This window comes from Streptomyces sp. NA02950 (assembly GCF_013364155.1).
In the GTDB taxonomy this organism is placed as follows: domain Bacteria; phylum Actinomycetota; class Actinomycetes; order Streptomycetales; family Streptomycetaceae; genus Streptomyces.
In genome coordinates, this window is the sequence record NZ_CP054916.1 from 2,381,818 (window position 1) to 2,400,927 (window position 19,110).

Consider the following 19,110-nt stretch of genomic DNA (forward strand, 5'->3'; position numbering starts at 1 on the left):
ACAACTCGGGACGGCCGGTGACCATTCGCCCCCGCCGGACACCCGCCGCCACACGGGCCCCGGAGGGGAGGAGGGGCGGCCGTGCGGTCCGCCCCCGATCCCGCCCCGGGACCGTCCCCGAGCCCCCGGGGCCCCTCCCGGAGTGAACCTCCGAAGCTCAAATGAACCTCTGAACCGGACGGCCGGGGGATTCGTCCTCTTCCTGTGGGGTCATGACCCCGGCACGCGAGAACACACCGCGCGGAACGCGGTACGGAACGAGGAGGGGGAGCCATGGTGCGCCTCGGTACCGGAATCGGCTGGCGACCGGAAATCGCCGATGACATCGCCGAACTGCCCGGCATCGACTGGGTGGAGGTGGTCGCGGAGAACATCTGCCCCGGCCATGTGCCCGACGCGCTGGAGCGGCTGCGGGAGCGCGGCACCACCGTGGTGCCGCACGGCGTCTCCCTGGGCCTGGGCGGTGCCGAACCGCCCGACCCCGAGCGGCTCAAGGCCCTCGGCGAGCGGGCGGAGGCGCTGGGCGCGCCGCTGGTCACCGAGCACATCGCGTTCGTACGGGCCGGGGGGCCGGTCACCGCGTCCCCCCTGATCGAGGCGGGGCATCTGCTGCCGGTGCCCCGCACCCGGGACGCGCTCGACGTGCTGTGCGCGAACGTACAAATCGCGCAGGACGCGCTGCCGGTGCCGCTCGCGCTGGAGAACATCGCGGCGCTGATCTCCTGGCCCGGCGAGGAGATGACGGAGGGGCGGTTTCTGGCCGAGTTGGTGGAGCGGACCGGGGTGCGGCTGCTGATCGACGTCGCCAATCTGCACACCAACCACGTCAACCGGGGCGAGGACCCGGCCAAGGCCCTGGACGAGCTGCCGACCGAGGCCATCGCCTACGTCCATGTGGCGGGCGGTGTCGAACGGGACGGGGTGTGGCATGACAGCCATGCCCATCCGGTGACCCAGCCGGTGCTCGACGTGCTCGCCGAGCTGTGCGCGCGGACGGCACCGCCCGGCGTACTGCTGGAGCGCGACGAGGACTTCCCGGCGGCCGAGGAGCTGGCGGGCGAACTCGACGCGATCCGCGCAGTGACAGCGGCGGGGACGGCCCCCGCGATCCCGCGGACCGCTGAGGCGACCCCGGACGCTCCCCCGATGGCCGACGGCCCCGGCGAGGCCGCGCTCGACGCCGCCCGGCAGCGGCTCGCGCTCGGCCAGACCTCCCTGCTGTCCGCGCTCGTCGCGGGCACCCCGGCCCCCGAAGGCTTCGACCGGCGGCGGCTGCGCGTCCAGAGCAAGGCGCTGACGGCCAAGCGGGCCTCGGTGATCGCCCATGTGGCGCCCGAGCTGCCGGAGATCCTGGGCGACGGTTTCCGCCCGGCCTTCGTGGCCTACGCGGACAGCCGCCCGATGACCGGCGGCTACCGCCGCGACGCGCTGTCGTTCGCCGAGTATCTGCTCGCCGACGATCTGCCCCGGGACCCGGCGGCACGGCGGCGGCTGACCCAGTGGTGGAAGGAGCGGTCGGGGCCCGCCCCGCTGCCGGTGAACCCCGCGGCGCGCTTCGCCCGCGCCCTGCGCCACGCGCTGAGCGGAAGGTGAGAGACATGGATACGGCAGTGGCTCTGGTCTATGTGGCGGTCGCGGTCTCCGCGATGACCCTCATCACGGGCACCGTCCGCTCCCGCAAGGCGGCCGACGGCCCGATGTACGCCCAGGCGCACGACGTCCTGGAGGCCGCGTTCCTGGCGGGCGGGCCCGGCCGGGTGGCGGACACCGTGATCAGCACGATGCACAAGGACGGACGGCTGGCGGTCGGCGGCCCCGGGGTGGTCTCGGTACGGCAGCCGGTCGCGCGCCACCCCGTGGAGAACGCGCTGCTGACGCTCTGCGCCCGCACCCCGCACGGCGGACTGGCCCTGCTGCGCCGGGAGCTGATGCGCAGTGCGGAGGTGCAGGCGATCGGCGACGGGCTGGCACGGCGCGGGCTGATGGTGCGGCCCGAGGCCGCCCGCCCCTGGCGGCGCTGGGCGGTGGCGCAGATCGTGGCCTGCTGGCTGGGGATCTTCGCGAGCGTCTGGGCGACGACGAACCAGGACAGCGACAGCTTGCACGAGCTGCCGTTCATCGTCGAGGTCCTCCCCCCGCTGTTCCTCGGCTTCATCATCGGCGCGGCCTGCGCGAACGCGGGCAAGCACCGGGTGACCGGTGCCGGGAAGCGGGCGCTGCGGACGTACACCGCGCAGGCCGCGACCACTCCCACGACCGCCCCCGTGCCGGACCACCGCCCGGGGCAGGTCGGACCGGGGGACCCCGGACCGGGTCATCACGGTCCGTACGCCGCCCAGGCCGCGGCCGCCGTGGCGGTCGCCGTCGCGCTGGGCGGCGCGGTGGCCCTGGCCGACGATCAGGTGCTGCGGGACCAGCTGCTGGAGGCGGGCAGGGCGTCGGTCGGCGCGGGGGGCCCCGGCGGGTACACCGGCCCCTCCTCGGACTCCTCCGGCGGCTCGTGGTGCGGCGGAGGCGGTTCCGGCTGCGGTGGGTCCTCCTGCGGCAGCAGCTCGTCGTGCGGAGGCGGGGGCGGCGGATCGAGCTGCGGTGGCGGTTCCAGCTGCGGCGGAGGCGGTGGCTGCGGCGGAGGGGGCTGAGCCACCCGGAACGGGCGCGCTGAGGACACCACGGCACGTGGAGCCCATACCGCCCGCGCCGTTCCACATCGTGAAAACTGTGGCGCGGACGGGCCCGGTCCAGTAGAACTCGGCCATGTTGTGGGTCCCGTTCCTGCTCGTCGCCTGGGGTGCCGCGGTTATCAGCTGCGCCCGGCTGTGCCGGGCCGCGGTCGCCGCCGCCCAGCCCCTGGACCCCGACCCGGCCCTGCGCTCGGCGGCGTTGGGCCTGTACGAGACGGCCTTTCTGGCGGGCGGCCCGCGCCGGGTCGGCGATCTCGCGCTGGTGACCATGTACCGCGAGCGCCGTCTGCTGCTCGCCCACACCGGCTGGGTCACGGTGGTGGACCCCGAGGGCCGGAACGATCTGGAGCGCTCGGTGATCTCCGCGATCGGTGCGCAGGGCGCGTCGCCCGTACCGGCCGTCCGGACCGCCCTCGCCTCCGCCGAGCCGGTACGGGCCCTGGCCGAGCGGCTGGTGGGCGCGGGGCTCGCGGTGTCCACCGACGCGCGGACGAACGTGGCGTCCGCGGTACGGCAGGTCGGGGCGGCGGGGGTGCTGGTCCTGCTGTCGGCGGCGGCCGCGCTGTCGCTGGTGCCGCCCGCGCCGGGGCACGGGCCGGTGGCGGCGTGGTTCGGACTGCCGCTGGTCCTCACCGCGAGCTGTCTGGTGATCGCCCGGGTCGAGGCGCATCCGTACTCGCGCTGGGCGTCCCCGGCCGGACAGCAGCTGCTGGGCCGGATCGACGTACCCCCGCGGCGGGCCGCGACCCGGCACGGCGGGGGCGGGGCCGACGACGGAGGTGACGACGGCGAGCTGCTCACCGCGGTCGCGGTCCACGGCACCGCCGCGCTCCCCGACCCCGCGCTGCGCGCGGCACTGAAGGCGCATTGGGGTCAATGACCCCGACACCGCCGCGCGGTGCTTTACACAGCCAACAACCGCACGAAATATGCCTTTTATCGCGTCACGCATTTTCGCGCACCGCGGAAAGGGATGGCTTGTGAGAGCAGCAGCGCTGTACGGCATCCTCGGACCGCTTTCCCTGTCGCTCGGTATGACCGCGCTGCTGGCCACCCCGGCCACCGGCCGTCCGCTGGCCGCGCCCGCCCCACCGCACACCAGCGGCACCACGGCCGGTGCCACCGCCGCCGTGCGCGCCCGGGCCGCCGTGTCCGCCGGGACCGCCGCCGCTCCGCCGGCCGCCGCTCCCGCCTGGTCCGTCTCTCCCGCCTCCCCCGCCTCCCCCGTCTCCTCCGCGCTGGCCGCAGCTCCCCTCGGCCGGGCCGCCGAGGCCCAGGGCGTGGCGCTCGCCGCCCGGCGGGCCGCCGCCCGCGGGATCCACTTCGGCCGCTGCCCCCGTGCCGAGGCACTGACCGCCCCCGTCACCTGCGGCACGGTCTCCGTCCCGCTGGACTACGCGCGGCCCGGCGGCCCGCAGATCTCCCTCACCGTCAGCCGGGTGCGTGCCACCGGCCCCAAGGCCCGGCGCCAGGGGGCGCTGGTCTACAACCCGGGCGGACCCGGCGCCTCCGGGATGGCGTTCCCCTCGTACGCGCCCGAGGAGGAGTTCCGGCGAGTGGCGGCGGTGTACGACTTCGTCGGCTACGCACCCCGCGGAGTCGGCCGCTCCGCACCGCTGTCCTGCCAATCGCCCACGGTCTTCGCCAAGGCTCCCACCAGCTCCCCGCCCCATCCGTCGGCCGCCTTCAAACGGCGCATGGTGGCCCGGGCCAAGGCGTACGCGCGGGGCTGCGCCCGCAGCGCGGGGTCCGCGCTCGCGCACTACACCACCCTGGACAACGCCCGTGACCTCGACGTGCTGCGCGCCGCGCTGGGCGAGCGGCGGCTGACCTTCATCGGCGCCTCGTACGGCACGTACTACGGCGCGGTGTACGCCACGCTCTTCCCCGGCCATGTACGCCGGATGGTCTTCGACAGCGTGGTCAACCCCGACCCCTGGCAGATCTGGTACCGCAACAACCTCGAGCAGTCGCTCGCCTTCGAGCGCCGCTGGCGGGACTGGCGCGGCTGGGTGGCCCGCCATGACGACGTCTACCACCTCGGCACCACCGCGGAGCGGGTGCTCGCCTCGTACGAGAAGGCGCGGGCACGGCTGACGCGGGAGCCCGCGGGCGCGGTGGGCACCGCCCAGCTCCAACACGCGTTCCTGCGCACCGGCTACAACGACGACTACTGGGACCCGAGCGCCCGGGCGCTGGCCGCCTATCTGCGCGGCGACCCCGCCCCGCTGGCCGACCTGGCCGCGCCGGACCCCGCCACGGCCGCGGAAGACGAGAACGGCAACGCCGTCTACACGGCCGTGGAGTGCAATGACGCCCCCTGGCCGCGCACCTGGGGCACCTGGGACCGCGACAACACCGCCCTCGCCCGCCGCGCGCCCTTCGAGACCTGGGACAACGTCGCGATGAACCTGCCGTGCGCGTTCTGGCCGGTGCCGCACCAGCGCCCGCTCGACATCGGCATCGGTACGGGCACCGGGCCGGGCCGCGGCACCCTGCCGCCGGTGCTGCTGCTGTCCGCCGAACGCGACGCGGCCACGCCGTACGCGGGGGCGAAGGAGCTGTGGCGGCGGCTGCCCGGCTCCTCACTGGTGACCGAGCGGAACGCGGGGACGCACGGGCTGTGGGGCGGCCCCAACGCATGCGTCAACCGGTATGTCGACACCTATCTGCTGACCGGGAAGACCCCCGGCCGGAGCGCCGACTGCGCCGCCCGCGCGGAGCCGGAACCGCAGCCGGAACCGGCCCCGCTGCCCGACTCCGGCAAGCAGCCCGCCGCACTGCCCGGCTCCCCGTGAGGGCCTGAGACCCCGGACGCCCGGCACCCCCGCGGGTGCCGGGCGTCCGGCGTCGGCCGCGCCGTCAGGCGAGTCCGGCGACCAGCTCGGAGACCTCCTTGCGCCGTCCGGTGAAGAACGGCACCTCCTCGCGCACATGGCGGCGCGCCTCGGAGCCGCGCAGATGGCGCATGAGGTCGACGATCCGGTGCAGTTCGTCCGCCTCGAAGGCGAGGATCCACTCGTAGTCGCCGAGCGAGAAGGAGGCGACGGTGTTGGCGCGCACGTCCGGGTAGCCGCGCGCCATCTTGCCGTGGTCGGCGAGCATCGCGCGGCGCTCCTCGTCCGGCAGCAGGTACCAGTCGTAGGACCGCACGAACGGGTAGACGCTGACGTAGTCACGCGCCCGCTCGTCCGCGAGGAAGGCGGGGATGTGCGACTTGTTGAACTCCGCCGGGCGGTGCAGCGCCATGTTCGACCACACCGGCTCCAGGGCCCGGCCCAGCCGGGTGCGGCGGAAGAGGCTGTACGCCTCCTGGAGGGCGTCCGAGGTCTCCGAGTGCCACCAGATCATGACGTCCGCGTCGGCCCGCAGCCCGGACAGGTCGTAGACGCCGCGCACGGTGACGTCCTTGGCGGCGAGCTGGGCGAAGAGCTCCTCGACCTCGTCGGCGTAGCCGGCGCGGTCCTCCGGCAGCACATCACGCAGCCGGAACACCGACCACAGGGTGTAGCGGATGACCTCGTTGAGGTCCTTGGCCTTCTTGCCGGCGTGGGGAGTCTTCTCAGGGGCAGCAGTCATGCTCCCTATTCTCGCTCCCGGCCTCCGGTGCCCGGCTCCAGGGTGGCTCCGGTGTGCTCCACCAGCTCGTCGGCCGCCCGGCGGGCGCCGGCGATACAGGCGGGGATGCCGACGCCGTCGTACTGAGCGCCGCACACCCGCAGTCCCGGCAGCTTGGCGACCTCCGCGCGGATGCGGGCCACCCGGTCCAGATGGCCGACGGGGTACTGCGGCAGCCCGCCGTCCCAGCGGTCGACCCGGGTCGCGACGGGCCGGGCGGCGAGACCCACCGCCTCACCGAGATCGGCGAGCGACATCCCTACCAGATCGGCGTCGTCGCGCTTCAGGTCCTCCTCGTCCTCGAACCGCCCGATCGAGGTACGCAGCACAAACAGATCGGGGTCCGCGTCCCGCAGCCAGCCCCATTTGCGGCTGGAGAAGGTGGCGGCCTTGATCGTGTGGCCGTCGACGGGCGGGACCAGGAAGCCGCTGCCCTGGGCGAGCGCTTCCACGTCCGCGCGGCGGAAGGCCATAGTGATCAGTGCCATGGAGGCGTAGTCGACGGTGGCCAGCTCGGCGGAGGCGGCCGGGGAGTCGGCGGCGAGCAGCCGCGCGGCGGCGGGTGCGGGGGCGGCCAGCACCACCGCGTCGGCCCGGAGCGCAGCGCCGTCGGTGGCGACGGTCCAGCCGTCGGCGGTCCGCCGCAGCTCCCGTACGGGCGTGTGGGTGCGGATCTCGCCGCCCCGGGCGCGGACCGCGTCGGCCACCGCGAGCGGCAGCCGTCCGATTCCGCCGTCGATGCCCATGAAGACCGGGCCGTCCTGGCGGCGCGCGGCCCGCTCGGCCAGCTCCCTCACGCCCTCGGTCAGCGGACGGTCGGAGCGGGCCACCTCGAAGAGAGCGGGCACCGACGCGCGCATCGAGGTGCGGTAGACATCGCCCGCGTACACCCCGCCGAGCAGCGGCTCGACGAGCCGGTCGACAACCTCCCGGCCGAGCCGCGCCGCGATGAACTCGCCGAGCGCCACGTCCTCGCCGACCTCCGTGGGCGGCAGCGTCCCCTCCTTGGCGATCCGCGCGAGCCCGTCGTCCGAGATCACCCCGGAGGCGGCCAGCGGCGCGAGATCACCGGGCACACCCATCACATGGCCCTTGGGCAGCGGCCGCAGTTCGCCGCGCGTCCACAGGGAGGCGTTCGCGGTCGCCGGGGGCTGGAGCCGGTCCCCGATGCCGACCGCGCGCGCCAGCTCCACCGCCTCGGGCCGCCGGGCCAGCATCGACTCGGCGCCGAGGTCCACCGGAACGCCCTCGATCTCCCCCGCGTGCAGCTTGCCGCCGAGCCGCCCGGACGCCTCCAGGACGGTCACCCGCGTCCCGGCCTCCAGCAGCCGGTGGGCCGCCGCCAGACCGGAGATCCCGCCGCCGATGACGGCCACATGGCCGGTACGCCCCGCCCCGGGGGTGCTCACTGCGCTCATGCCCCCACTGTCTCAGACCCCCTTCCCGGGCCGCGGGGACCGGGTGGCCTCCGGGGAACCCGTCCCGAGCGGGCGGTACGCGGCGGCGACGGCCAGGTCGGCTTCGATCCGGGCGGCGGCGGCGCGCAGCGCCGGGAGCAGTTCGCGGCGGGTGCTCTCCACGCTGCCGCGGCCCGCGTGGGTCGCCACGTTGAGCGCGGCCGCCACCCGGCCGTCCGCGTCCCGTACGGGCACGGCGAGCGACCGCAGACCCTCCTCCAACTCCTCGTCGACGAGCGCGTGTCCGTCGGCCGCCGTCCGCTCCAGCAGCCGGGCCAGCTCGGGCACGGAGGTCACGGTGTGCCGGGTCAGCGGCTCGGGGGCCAGCCCGGCCAGATATCCGGCGCGGGCCCGCTCGTCAAGGCCCGCGAGCAGCACCCGCCCCATGGAGGTGGCGTAGGCGGGGAAGCGGGTGCCGAGGGTGATGTTGACGCTCATGATGCGGACGGTGGGCACGCGGGCGACGTACCGGATGTCGCCGTCGTCGAGCACGGCCAGGGACGCCGATTCCTGGACGGTGCGGACCAGTTCGCGCAGATGCGGCGCGGCGAGGTCGGTGAAGGTGAGGTCGGCCAGCGGGGTGCAGCCGAGTTCCAGCACCTTCGGCAGCGGCCGGAAGCCCCGGTCGTCGGCCGCGGCGTAGCCCAGCTCGACGAGGGTCAGCAGCGAACGGCGGGCGGTGGCCCGGGGCAGCCCGGTGGCCTCGGCGACGGCGGTGAGGGAGAGTCCGCCGGTGGCGGCGTCGGCCGCGCCCAGGGCCCGCAGCACGGCGAGCCCGCGGGCGAGGGACTGGAGGAACCCGGCCCCCAGCTCCCGTTTGGCCAGCCGTGCGGGATCCTCCCCCGGGGCACCCACCGGACCGGACGGCTCCGCGCCGCCCCTCCCCCGCGGCGTGGCCAACGCCCCCTCCATCGCGGGGAGCTCGGCCCGCAGCGGGTCCAGGACGGCGGCGCGCAGCGAGGCGGCGTCGTGGCGGCTGGTGTGGCTGACCACGTTGACCGCGCAGGCGATACGGCCCGCCGGGTCGCGGACCGGCACCGACACGGCCACCAGGCCCGGTTCGATCAGCTGGTCGTCCAGGGACCAGCCGTCGCGGGCGGCGGCCTCGGCGCGGGCCTCGAAGTCGGTGTCCGGGGCGGGCGGCCGGCCGGGCGCGACGGCCGGGAAGGCGGTGTCCAGCGGATCAGCGGCGCGGCGGGCGCGCCAGGCGGCCCAGGCCGGCCCGTCCCAGTCCGCGGCGAACAGCGCGCCCGGCGCGCAGCGCTCGGCGGGGAGCAGTTCGCCGATCCGGAAGGCCAGGGACATGGTGCGGCGGCGGGTGGCCTGGACGACGAAGCGCACTCCGTCGCCGTCGGGCACGGCCACCGAGACCGATTCGTCGAGCCGGTCCGCGAGCCGTTCGGCGAAGGGCCCGAGCGCGTCGGGCAGTCCGCAGGCCGCGAGATACGCGTTGCCCAGCTCCATCAGCCGGGCGGCGAGGCCGATGTCGCGCCCGTCGAGCGTGAGGTATCCCAACTGGTCGAGGGTGGCCACCACCCGGTCGACAACGGACCGGGCGAGCCCCGTGCCACGGACGAGATCGCCGGGCCGGACCGTGGCGCGGCCCTCGTGCGCGGCCAGCCGGGTCAGCTCGCGCAGCACGGCGAGGCCGCGCTCGAGCGGGCCGACGGGGCCATTGACAGGCGGGGGCACTGGGCTGAGACTCACCATCAGCCAATTATGAACAAAGTTTCACTGGGCGAACAACTGCCGGGGCCGACTCGCATCACCTCGGCCCGGACGAAGGGACGTATCGATGCGCACGACCGTCGGCATCATCGGCGCGGGGCCCGCCGGTCTGCTGCTCGCCCGGCTGCTGCACCGGGCGGGGATCGACTGTGTGGTGCTGGAGAGCCGGGACCGGGCGTATGCCGAGCGGCGCCAGCGGGCCGGGATCCTGGAGCAGGGCACGGTGGACGCGCTGCGCGCATGCGGCGCGGGCGCGCGGCTGGACCGCGAGGGGCTGGTCCACCACGGCATCGAGCTGCGCTTCGACGGCCGTCGGCACCGCGTCGACTTCCCCGCGGCCACCGGCGGCCGGTCGGTCACCGTCTACGCCCAGACCGAGCTGGTCAAGGATCTGATCGCACTCCAGCTCGGCGAGGGCGGCGAGGCCGGACCGCCGCTGCTCTTCGGGGCGGAGGCGCTGGCGGTGGAGAGGCCGGACTCCGCCGCACCGGAGATCCGCTTCCGCCACGAGGGTCGCGAACGGACCCTGGTCTGCGATGTGGTGGCGGGCTGCGACGGCTTCCACGGCATCGCCCGGCGCGCGGTCCCGGCCGACCGGGCGCGCACCTTCGAGCGCGGCTACCCGTACTCCTGGCTGGGGGTGCTGGCCGATGTGCCGCCGTCCTGCGAGGAGTTGATCTACGCCCGGCACCAGCGCGGCTTCGCGCTGCACAGCATGCGCTCGCCGCGGGTCTCCCGGCTCTACCTCCAGGTGCCGAACGGCACGGACCCCGCCGAGTGGCCGCACGACCGGATCTGGGACGAGCTGAGCGTCCGTCTGGGCACCGACGACGGCTGGACGCTGGAGCGCGGTCCGATCACCGCCGTGTCGGTCACCCCGATGCGCAGCTTCGTGCGGGAGCCGATGCGTCACGGCAGGCTCTTCCTGGCGGGCGACGCGGCGCACATCGTGCCGCCCACCGGCGCCAAGGGGCTCAACCTGGCCGTCTCCGACGTCCTCACCCTGGCCCGCGCGCTCGTCGAGCACCACCGCACCGGCTCCACCGAGCTGCTGGACGGCTATGCGGCGACCTGTCTGCGCCGGGTGTGGCAGGCCGAGCGCTTCTCGTTCTTCATGACCGAGACCCTGCACCGGCGGCCGGACCAGAGCCCGTTCGAGGACCGCCTCCAGGTCGCGCAGCTGGACCGGATCGCCTCCTCCGCCACCGCCTCCGCCGAGCTGGCCGAGAACTACGTCGGCCTCCCGCTGTCATGACGGCGCCGAGTCCCCCGGCCACCCGGGGCCCGGGCCAGGACGGCCCGCCTGAAAGCCGTACGGTCGCGGGCCGGGTGCTGGCGGTCCTGGAGGCGTTCGACGCGACCCACCGCTCGCTGTCGCTCACCGCCCTGGCCCGCCGCGCCGGACTGCCACTGGCCACCGCGCACCGGCTGGTCGCCTCGCTGACGCGGTGGGGCGCCCTGGAGCGGGACACGAGCGGGGCCTACCACATCGGGCTGCGGCTGTGGGAGGTCGCGACGCTCTCACCGCGCGGTGTCGGGGTGCGCGAGGCGGCGCTGCCGTTCATGGAGGACCTGTACGAGGCCACCCATGAGAACGTCCAGCTCGCCGTGCGCGACGGCCTGGACGTGGTGTACGTGGAGCTGATCTCGGGACGGTCCGCGGTGCGGGTGCGCACCCGCGTCGGCGGGCGGCTGCCGCTGCACGCCACGGGCGTCGGTCTGGTGCTGCTCGCCTACGGTCCGCCCCGGCTGCTGGAGCGGGTGTGCGCCCGGCCGATGCGCCGCTTCACCGAGTTCACCATCCAGCACCCCGCCCGGCTGCGGGCCGCCCTCGCCGAGGTGCGGCGCGCCGGGGTGGCCGTCAGCGACCGCCAGATCACGGTGGACGGGCTGTCGGTGGCGGCCCCGGTACACGGCCCCGGCGGGGAGGTGGTGGCCTCGCTCTCGGTGGTCGTACCGGCCGCGGAGGGGCGGGCTCCGGGGCTGGTTCCGGCGGTGCGGGTCGCCGCGCAGGGAATCTCCCGGACCCTCGCCACCGCCTGGGGCGAGGACCGGGCGGACCTTTCCGGCTGACGGAAGGAGCCCTTGCCGCCGCTTCGTCCCCGGCCGGATTCTGTGGGCCGCCCCACCCACCGCTCACCACGCCGGAAGCCCGGACCCCCGGGCCCGAAGGGGGACATGGGACATGCCCGACGTCACCACCGAGACCCAGACCGTGCCCCGCCCGGCCGGGACCGGGCGCTGGCAGCCGCACCACACCCTGTGGGCGATGCTGCTCGGCGGCTGGCTGTTCTCCTACGCCGACCGCACCATCACCGGCCCGGTCGTCACCTGGCTGATCGACAACGACCACGGCATGCTGGGTTCCGCCACCCATCCGCACGCCCTCGGCGGTCTGATCGGCAGTCTGTTCTTCGCGGGCTACATGCTCACTCAGTTCCCCGGCGGCTATCTCGGGGACCGGTTCGGTCCTCGCACCATGCTGGCGATCTCGCTGGTGTGGGCGGGGCTGACCACGCTCGCCAGCGGACTGGTCACCGGGCTGGTCGCCTTCGTGGTGCTGCGGGTGCTGACCGGGCTCGGCGAGGGCGTCTTCTACTCCAACGACCGTTCGCTGATCGCCCAGCGCACCCCGCCCGCCAAGGCCGGACTCGGCATGGGCGTCGCCATCACCGGACTGTCCATCGGACTGACGGTCGCGACCGTCTCCGCACCCCATCTGCTGGCCTGGGGCGCGGAGGTGTTCGGCCCCGAGGACGCCTGGCGGATGCCGTTCCTGGTGCTGGGCGGGGCGACCCTCGCGTTCGGCTGGGCCACCGCGGCCTATATGCGCCGGATCGGCGGCCCGCTCAAGGCCACCGGCTCCGCGCTGCGGCTGCTGGGGATCTCGGCGGTGCTGTGCGCCGCCGTCATGGCGGTCTATCTGATCGCCGACGGGGCGGGGCTGCCGAGCTGGGGCGTGGCCGCCCTGGAGTGTGTGCTCGCGTTCCTCCTCATCGGGGCGGTGTTCGCCCGGCGCGGCGGGCGGATGGGCGCCGTCTCCCGGAACCGCGAGGTGCTGCTGCTCAGCTTCGCCTTCATCGCGGTGATGTGGAACCTGTGGTTCTTCAGCTTCTGGTCGGTGTCGATCGTGGCCGACGCCGCCCACAGCTCGTTCCAGAACGCCGCGCTGGTGGCCACCTTCAACGCGGGCGCGGGCCTCCTCGGCTTCCCCGCCGGGGGCTGGCTGTCGGACCGGGCCAAGGGCCGGGGGCGGGGGCGGCGGCCGCTGCTGGTCGCGTTCACCGTGGTCCAGGGAGCGCTGGTACTGGTCTTCGCCGGGTATCTGCACACCCACAGCACACCCTCCTTGTGGGTGATGTCGGTGCTGCTCTTCATCACCTCGCTGTTCTTCAACGCCCTCCAGCCGATGGCGCACGCCCTGCTCAACGACGTGGTCGACGCCGCCGAACGGGGCGCCGCCTTCGGCCTGTTCAACCTGGTCGGAGAGATCGGCGCGGTGATCAGCCCGGCGCTCGGCGGCACCCTCTTCGACGCCTACGGCAGCTGGACGCGGGCCGTCGTCATCGACGGCGCGCTGATGCTCGCCAGTGCCGTGCTCTACGGCCTCGTCCGCGAGGGCCCCGCGCGCACGTAGCGTGGTCCCGGCAGAGCGGGACCCAACGCGGCGGAGGGGCACGGGCCATGGCGGCGCGGCGAATGGTGATCATCGGGGGCGACGCGGCGGGGATGTCCGCGGCGTCCCAGGCACGCAGACTCAGCAGCCGGAGCGATCTGGAGATCCTCGCCTTCGAGCGCGGCCACTTCACCTCGTACTCGGCCTGCGGCATCCCCTACTGGGTCGGCGGCGATGTGGACGGCCCCGACGCCCTGGTCGCCCGGACGCCCGAGACCCACCGCGGACGCGGTATCGACGTCCGGCTGTGCACCGAGGCCATCGAGATCGACCCGGCCGGACAGCGCGTCCTGGTCCGGGATCTCGATCCGCGCGGCGACGGCGAACGCTGGTACGGCTACGACGATCTGGTGATCGCCACCGGCGCCCGGCCGCGCCGCCCCTCGATGCCGGGGATCGACGCGCCCGGTGTGCACGGGGTGCAGACCCTGGACGACGGCCGGGCCCTGCTGGACACCCTCGAGGGCACCCGGGTCGAGCGCGCGGTCGTGGTCGGCGCGGGCTACATCGGGGTGGAGATGGCCGAGGCCCTGATCCGGCGCGGCTGCCGGGTCACCGTCCTGGAACGGGGTGAGCAGCCGATGGCCACGCTCGACCCCGACATGGGGCGGCTGGTGCGCGAGGCGATGACCGGACTCGGCATCGACACCGTCACCGGAGCGGAGGTCGCCGAGGTGATGACCGGTGAGGACGGCCGGGTGCGGGGTGTGGCCACCAAGGTCAGCGAGTACCCGGCCGAACTGGTCGTGCTGGGCCTCGGGGTGGTCCCCGAGACCGGGCTCGCCCACGAGGCGGGGCTGCCGCTGGGCGAGTCCGGCGGGCTGCTGACCGATCTGGCGATGCGGGTGCGCGGACACGAGAACATCTGGGCGGGCGGCGACTGCGTCGAGGTCCTCCACCTGGTCTCCGGCCGCACCCGGCACATCCCCCTGGGCACCCACGCCAACAAGCAGGGCCAGGTCATCGGCACCAATGTGGGCGGCGGCTACGCCACCTTCCCCGGTGTGGTGGGCACGGCGGTCAGCAAGGTCTGCGATCTGGAGATCGCCCGCACCGGGCTGCTGGAGGCCGAGGCCGCGGCCGTGGGACTGCGGTTCGTGACCGTCACGGCCGACTCGACCAGCCGCGCCGGGTACTACCCCGGCACCCGCCCGATGACCGTGAAGATGCTCGCCGAGCGCCGCACCGGGCGGCTGCTGGGCGCCCAGATCGTGGGCCGGGAGGGCGCGGGCAAGCGCGTGGACATCGCGGCGGTCGCGCTGACCGCCGGGATGACGGTGGACCAGGTGGCCGCGCTGGACCTGGGGTACGCGCCGCCGTTCTCACCGGTGTGGGACCCGGTGCAGGTGGCGGCGCGCCGGGCGGTGGCGGCCGTACGGGCGGCGGAGTCCGGGTAGCCGGAACCCTTCCGGGCCGTCCGCCCTCGCCCTGGTGCCGCGTCAGCCAAGGTTCGCCCCGCTCGCCGCCCCGGCACGCTCCCCCAGCTACCGCTGGGAGGTGCCCCCTCTCGCCGCGTTGGCCGAAGGCCCGAGGAGGCCCCCTACGAGGGCTTCCGGCCGCCGTGCGATCGCACGCACCAGGACGCCCCGCTCCCGGGCGAACCTTGGCTGACGCGGCACTCATAGAGGTACTCGTCCTCTTCCAGCAGCCCCTCCAGATCCTTCAGCACGTCCTCCGCGTACGCGGCAAGGGACCACGCGCAGATCCAGGCGCCGGAGTCCAGGACGCCCTCGGGCGCCGGGTGCTCCTCGGGGGCGTAGAGGTGTGCCAGACCGCCACGGAAGGCACCCCGGTCCATCGGCGGATGGGCCGGGTGCCCGCACTCACCCTCGGGGCGCGCGGCGGCGGCGCTCCGCAGCACCGGCTCGACCTCGCCGAGCACGGAGACCGGCGGGTCCGGGTAGGCGATCCGCATCGTCCGACCGACGGTCAGCAGCAGCACGGTCCGCTCCCGCTCATCGGTGGCCTCGCTGTAGCGGCGGGCCGCCCACAGCCCCAGATCCAGGGCGTACGGCTGGTTCGAGGGTGTGTCATCGAGCCGCTCCACGATCAGCCCGATGTCCAGCCGTCCGTCCGGGCGCAGGTACTCGGCGTCCAGGGAGGAGGTGTCACGGCGCCCGAAGAGCTGCTCCCGACCGGTCCGCAGCAGTTCCAGGGTCTCCCGCGCGTGATCGGCGATGAAGGCCGGGCACAGCAGGACGTCCAGCCTGCCCTTGTTCCCCCACCCGTCCTCGAAGACGCCCCGTCCGGCGGGGCTGCTGAGGACGATGCCCAGTTCGGCGGCCTCCGGTCCGCTGTCGGACAGCGCCGGATGCGTCTGGTGCCCGCACGCGGCGTCCGCGAACCGGGACAGGGCCTTCTCCAGCCCGTCGACCAGTTCTTCGAGGACGAACTCGGCGCGGATCATCCCGGAGACCGCGTGCCGGCTGACCCCCCGGACGGCCATGACGTACCCGGCCATGTCCAGCGGATCGTCGGCGAGGCAGAGGTCCCGCCCCACGGACGCCAGCTCTTCGTAGACCTCGCTCTCGGGATAGCCCTCCAGCACCGCCGACAGGTGCTTGATGCGCCGCAGGGCCTCCCTCGGCAGCCGGGGCGGGATGTCCTCGGCCGAGCCGGGGTGCACGATGTTCCGGGCGATACGGGCGAACCCGGCGACGTTGCGCGGACAGCGCCACTCCTCGCGGGGCGCGGACGGCTCTTGCCACGCCGTCTCGTCGGCTATCAGCCGCAGTTCGTCGGCGAGGTCCTCGTCGATGTCCCCGTAGTGCGTCTGGTACGGATGCGAGGTGTGGCCGCAGGGCCGGTCCCGCAGGGCGGCGTCGGCGGCGACGAGGGCTTCCGTCACCGGGGTGACCAGTTCTTCGGCCCGCAGACCGCCGACGTACGGCGCCGTCATCACCAGGCCCAGGGTCCAGACATACGCCGACGGACCGCCCGGATCGGCCGCGAGCCGGGCGGCACAGTCCAGGACCGCCCGGTCGTAGTCGTCCTCCCGCGCCTCGCCGTAGAGCCAGATCGTGTCCCAGGCGTCGGCCAGTTCCTCGACGGCGGCGGCGTGCAAGTCGTTCATGATCGGAACGACGCGCGGTGTCCCACGGTGGTTCCGCCCGTCAGACGGAGCGTGCGGTGCGGGTGTGGACGTATTCGACGAGCCGGGTCAGGGCGTCCGGGTCGGTGGTGGGCAGCACTCCGTGGCCGAGGTTGAAGATATGCCCTTCCAGGCCCTGGGCCGCGTCCAGCACCTCGGCCGCCTTGGCCTCCACCGCCCCGCGCGGGGCGAAGAGCACCGCCGGGTCGAGATTGCCCTGGAGCGCCTTCCCGGGGCCCACCCGGCGGGCGGCCTCGTCCAGCGGCACCCGCCAGTCGACGCCGACGACATCCGCCCCGGCCTCGCCCAGCAGCCCGAGCAGCTCACCGGTGCCGACGCCGAAGTGGATACGCGGCACGCCGTAGCCGGCGACGGCGTCGAAGACCTTCACGGAGGCGGGCATCACGCTGCGGCGGTAGTCGGCGGGGGCCAGGGCGCCGACCCAGGAGTCGAAGAGCTGGACCGCCGAGGCGCCCGCTTCGATCTGGACCTTCAGGAAGGCGGCGGTGATGTCGGCGAGCCGGTCCAGCAGGTCGGCCCACAGCTCCGGGTCGCCGTACATCAGGGCCTTGGTGTGCTCGTGGTTGCGCGAGGGGCCGCCCTCCACCAGATAGCTGGCGAGCGTGAAGGGCGCGCCCGCGAAACCGATGAGCGGGGTCGCGCCGAGCTCCCCGACGAGCATCCCGACCGCTTCCGTGACGTACTTCACATCGTCCGGCTCGAGCGGACGCAGCCGCTCCAGATCGGCGCGGGTGCGGATGGGCCGCTCCACGACGGGGCCGACGCCGGGCTTGATGTCGAGATGGAGGCCGATGGCCTTGAGCGGCACCACGATGTCGCTGAAGTAGATCGCCGCGTCCACATGGTGCCGGCGCACCGGCTGGAGGGTGATCTCGGTGACCAGGTCGGGCCGCATGCAGGACTCGAGCATCGCGGTGCCCTCGCGGACCTTGCGGTACTCCGGAAGCGAGCGCCCGGCCTGCCGCATGAACCACACCGGGGTGTGCGGCACCGGCTCCTTCCGACAGGCCCGCAGAAAGGCCGAATCGGCGGTGGCACCGGCCGTGGCGCGGCCGGTCTGCTGCTGGCCCGAGGGCCGCTCTGTGGCGCTCATGCACCAAATCTTCGCACGGGCCGAACGAGTGACCCGCCAACCCGGGTGTTCCTCCCCGGTTGAGGCCCCCGATGCGCCTAGTCTTCCGGGCATGGCAGCGGTTCAAGGACACCTCTCGAACGGTGCTGACGGCGCTGACGGCACCAACGCGGGTGGGGAGGACGCCCCGCTCGCCTTCCGGCGTGCGGTCGCCGGGCTGCGCGGTGTGCGGGTGCGGCCCGAGGTGGAGCTCGATCCGACCCCACCGCCCCGGCGGCTCGCCCCCTTCTCGTACGCGCTGGAGGCGGTGGTCACCGCGGACGGCGCGGACGAGGACGAGGAGCTGGCCGAGGGACGGCTGATCCTGCTGCACGACCCGGCCGGGCACGATGCCTGGCAGGGTACGTTCCGCCTGGTCACGCTGGTCCACGCGGATCTGGAGCCGGAGATCGCGGCCGATCCGCTGCTGCCCGAGGTGTGCTGGTCCTGGCTGACCGGCGCGCTGGAGGCGCGCGGGCTGTCCTACGGCGAGCCCAGCGGCACGGTGACCCGCGCCAGCTCGCACTACTTCGGCGCGATGAGTGAGCGGGAGCCCTCGACCCGGATCGAGATCCGCGCCTCCTGGACGCCCTCGGAGCATCCGGCCCCCGAACCGGCCCGCTCCGGACGACGGCCGGAGGAGCGGGCGGGCGAGGACGCGGCGGAGCCGGGGGCGCCGGACACCGGGGCGCATCTGGCCGCCTGGTGCGATCTGCTGTGCCAGATCGCGGGGCTGCCCCCGGTGGGGGCGGCGGAGGCGGGCGTCGTCTCCCTGCCTCAGCGCCGCGGCCCCGGGGCCCGCTGACCCCCTTTCTTTGAGGGCTCGGTTCTCCCCCGGCTACCGCTGGGGGAGAACCGAGCCCTCAAGAGAGCACCATTGATCGAAAAGCCGTCCTAATTGCCCGAATTGTTACTCACCAAATCGTGATCATTCTCTAAAGCCGGGCCGTATCGGTGCCGAAGGACGTGGTGACCCGTCCCACAACTTCCCAGGAGGCCTGGTGTCTGTTCTCCTCGAGCAACCGTCCAGCCTGGTCGCCTACCGCCCGAACAAGCCGACGGCCATGGTCGTCGTCGCCGACCCCCGCGTCCGTTCCACCGTCACCCGTCATCTGTGGGCCCTAGGGGTGCGCGACGTCATCGAGGCGTCGTCCATCGCGGAGGCCCGTCCCCGTATCGGCAACCCGCGGGACATCTGCGTCGCCGATGTCCACCTCCCCGACGGCTCCGGCCTCACACTGCTGTCCGAGACCCGGGCCGCGGGCTGGCCCAATGGCCTCGCCCTGTCCGCCGCCGACGACATCGGCGCCGTACGCAACGCCCTGGCCGGCGGCGTCAAGGGCTATGTCGTCACCGGCACCCGCACCAATCTGGGCATCCCGGGCCGTCCGGGCGCCGCCCCGCTCGGTGCCGCCGCCCGGATGCACCGCCGCCCGCCGGGCGCGCCCGGCCACCCCGGGGGCTACCGGGAGCTGTCGGGCCGCGAGGTCGAGGTGCTGAGGCTGGTTGCGGAGGGCCAGTCCAACAAGGCCATCGGCGTCTCGATGGGCCTGTCCGCCCTCACCGTCAAAAGCCACCTCGCCCGGATCGCCCGCAAGCTGGGCACCGGCGACCGGGCCGGAATGGTCGCGGTCGCGCTGCGTACCGGGATCATTCACTGAGTCGTACCCGCCCGGCCACCACGCCGCCCACCCGCCCCCGCGCCCGTCGACGGAACGTTCCGTCGA

15 protein-coding genes are annotated in these 19,110 nt (G+C 74.2%); 10 read left to right on the top strand and 5 right to left on the bottom strand.

What is annotated here, in order from left to right:
- The first annotated feature begins 273 nt into the window (after positions 1–273).
- From HUT19_RS10040 to HUT19_RS10055, 4 genes are all read left to right on the top strand, one after another.
- On the top strand, positions 274–1,593 hold the full coding sequence (locus tag HUT19_RS10040) for a DUF692 domain-containing protein (RefSeq protein ID WP_176180126.1): 1,320 nt from the start codon (positions 274–276) through the stop codon (positions 1,591–1,593).
- A gap of 5 nt (positions 1,594–1,598) precedes the next feature.
- A complete protein-coding gene (locus tag HUT19_RS10045) occupies positions 1,599–2,639 on the top strand; it encodes a TIGR04222 domain-containing membrane protein (protein WP_176180127.1) in 1,041 nt (346 codons plus the stop codon).
- Between the two features lie 115 nt (positions 2,640–2,754).
- Complete coding sequence (locus tag HUT19_RS10050; RefSeq protein WP_176180128.1) at positions 2,755–3,561, top strand: TIGR04222 domain-containing membrane protein; 807 nt, start codon at positions 2,755–2,757, stop codon at positions 3,559–3,561.
- Between the two features lie 100 nt (positions 3,562–3,661).
- A complete protein-coding gene (locus HUT19_RS10055; protein WP_254885510.1) occupies positions 3,662–5,479 on the top strand; it encodes an alpha/beta hydrolase in 1,818 nt (605 codons plus the stop codon).
- A 64-nt stretch (positions 5,480–5,543) separates the two neighbouring features.
- On the opposite strand, the gene hemQ is transcribed toward HUT19_RS10055, so the two are convergent.
- Genes hemQ through HUT19_RS10070 form a run of 3 tightly spaced genes read right to left on the bottom strand, consistent with a single transcriptional unit; the run spans position 5,544 to position 9,466 of the window.
- Positions 5,544–6,260 (bottom strand): hydrogen peroxide-dependent heme synthase, encoded by a 717-nt coding sequence (hemQ, locus tag HUT19_RS10060; RefSeq protein WP_176180129.1) that lies wholly within the window; start codon positions 6,258–6,260, stop codon positions 5,544–5,546.
- A gap of 5 nt (positions 6,261–6,265) precedes the next feature.
- Positions 6,266–7,717 (bottom strand): protoporphyrinogen oxidase, encoded by a 1,452-nt coding sequence (gene hemG / locus HUT19_RS10065; protein WP_176180130.1) that lies wholly within the window; start codon positions 7,715–7,717, stop codon positions 6,266–6,268.
- A 12-nt stretch (positions 7,718–7,729) separates the two neighbouring features.
- Positions 7,730–9,466, bottom strand: coding sequence for an IclR family transcriptional regulator C-terminal domain-containing protein (locus HUT19_RS10070; RefSeq protein WP_176180131.1), 1,737 nt, complete (start codon positions 9,464–9,466; stop codon positions 7,730–7,732).
- Between the two features lie 85 nt (positions 9,467–9,551).
- On the opposite strand from HUT19_RS10070, the gene HUT19_RS10075 reads away from it, so the two are divergent.
- From HUT19_RS10075 to HUT19_RS10090, 4 genes are all read left to right on the top strand, one after another.
- Positions 9,552–10,739: a 4-hydroxybenzoate 3-monooxygenase gene (locus tag HUT19_RS10075; RefSeq protein ID WP_176180132.1), complete on the top strand. Its 1,188-nt coding sequence runs from the start codon at positions 9,552–9,554 to the stop codon at positions 10,737–10,739.
- Positions 10,736–11,557 carry an IclR family transcriptional regulator gene (locus HUT19_RS10080; RefSeq protein ID WP_176180133.1) on the top strand — a complete coding sequence of 274 codons (822 nt, stop codon included), beginning with the start codon at positions 10,736–10,738 and terminating at the stop codon, positions 11,555–11,557. Before HUT19_RS10075 ends, HUT19_RS10080 begins: the two co-directional genes overlap by 4 nt.
- Before the next feature lie 112 nt (positions 11,558–11,669).
- Complete coding sequence (locus HUT19_RS10085) at positions 11,670–13,121, top strand: MFS transporter (protein ID WP_176180134.1); 1,452 nt, start codon at positions 11,670–11,672, stop codon at positions 13,119–13,121.
- Between the two features lie 47 nt (positions 13,122–13,168).
- A complete protein-coding gene (locus HUT19_RS10090) occupies positions 13,169–14,557 on the top strand; it encodes an FAD-dependent oxidoreductase (protein ID WP_176180135.1) in 1,389 nt (462 codons plus the stop codon).
- A 143-nt stretch (positions 14,558–14,700) separates the two neighbouring features.
- On the opposite strand, the gene HUT19_RS10095 is transcribed toward HUT19_RS10090, so the two are convergent.
- On the bottom strand, positions 14,701–16,233 hold the full coding sequence (locus HUT19_RS10095; RefSeq protein WP_176180136.1) for a hypothetical protein: 1,533 nt from the start codon (positions 16,231–16,233) through the stop codon (positions 14,701–14,703).
- 40 nt (positions 16,234–16,273) lie between these two features.
- Positions 16,274–17,365, bottom strand: coding sequence for a uroporphyrinogen decarboxylase (gene hemE, locus HUT19_RS10100; RefSeq protein WP_176180137.1), 1,092 nt, complete (start codon positions 17,363–17,365; stop codon positions 16,274–16,276).
- A 91-nt stretch (positions 17,366–17,456) separates the two neighbouring features.
- On the opposite strand from hemE, the gene HUT19_RS10105 reads away from it, so the two are divergent.
- Both HUT19_RS10105 and HUT19_RS10110 read left to right on the top strand, forming a co-directional pair.
- Positions 17,457–18,188, top strand: coding sequence for a DUF3000 domain-containing protein (locus HUT19_RS10105; protein ID WP_176180138.1), 732 nt, complete (start codon positions 17,457–17,459; stop codon positions 18,186–18,188).
- Between the two features lie 196 nt (positions 18,189–18,384).
- Positions 18,385–19,044, top strand: coding sequence for a response regulator transcription factor (locus HUT19_RS10110; RefSeq protein WP_014175686.1), 660 nt, complete (start codon positions 18,385–18,387; stop codon positions 19,042–19,044).
- Positions 19,045–19,110: the final 66 nt, after the last annotated feature.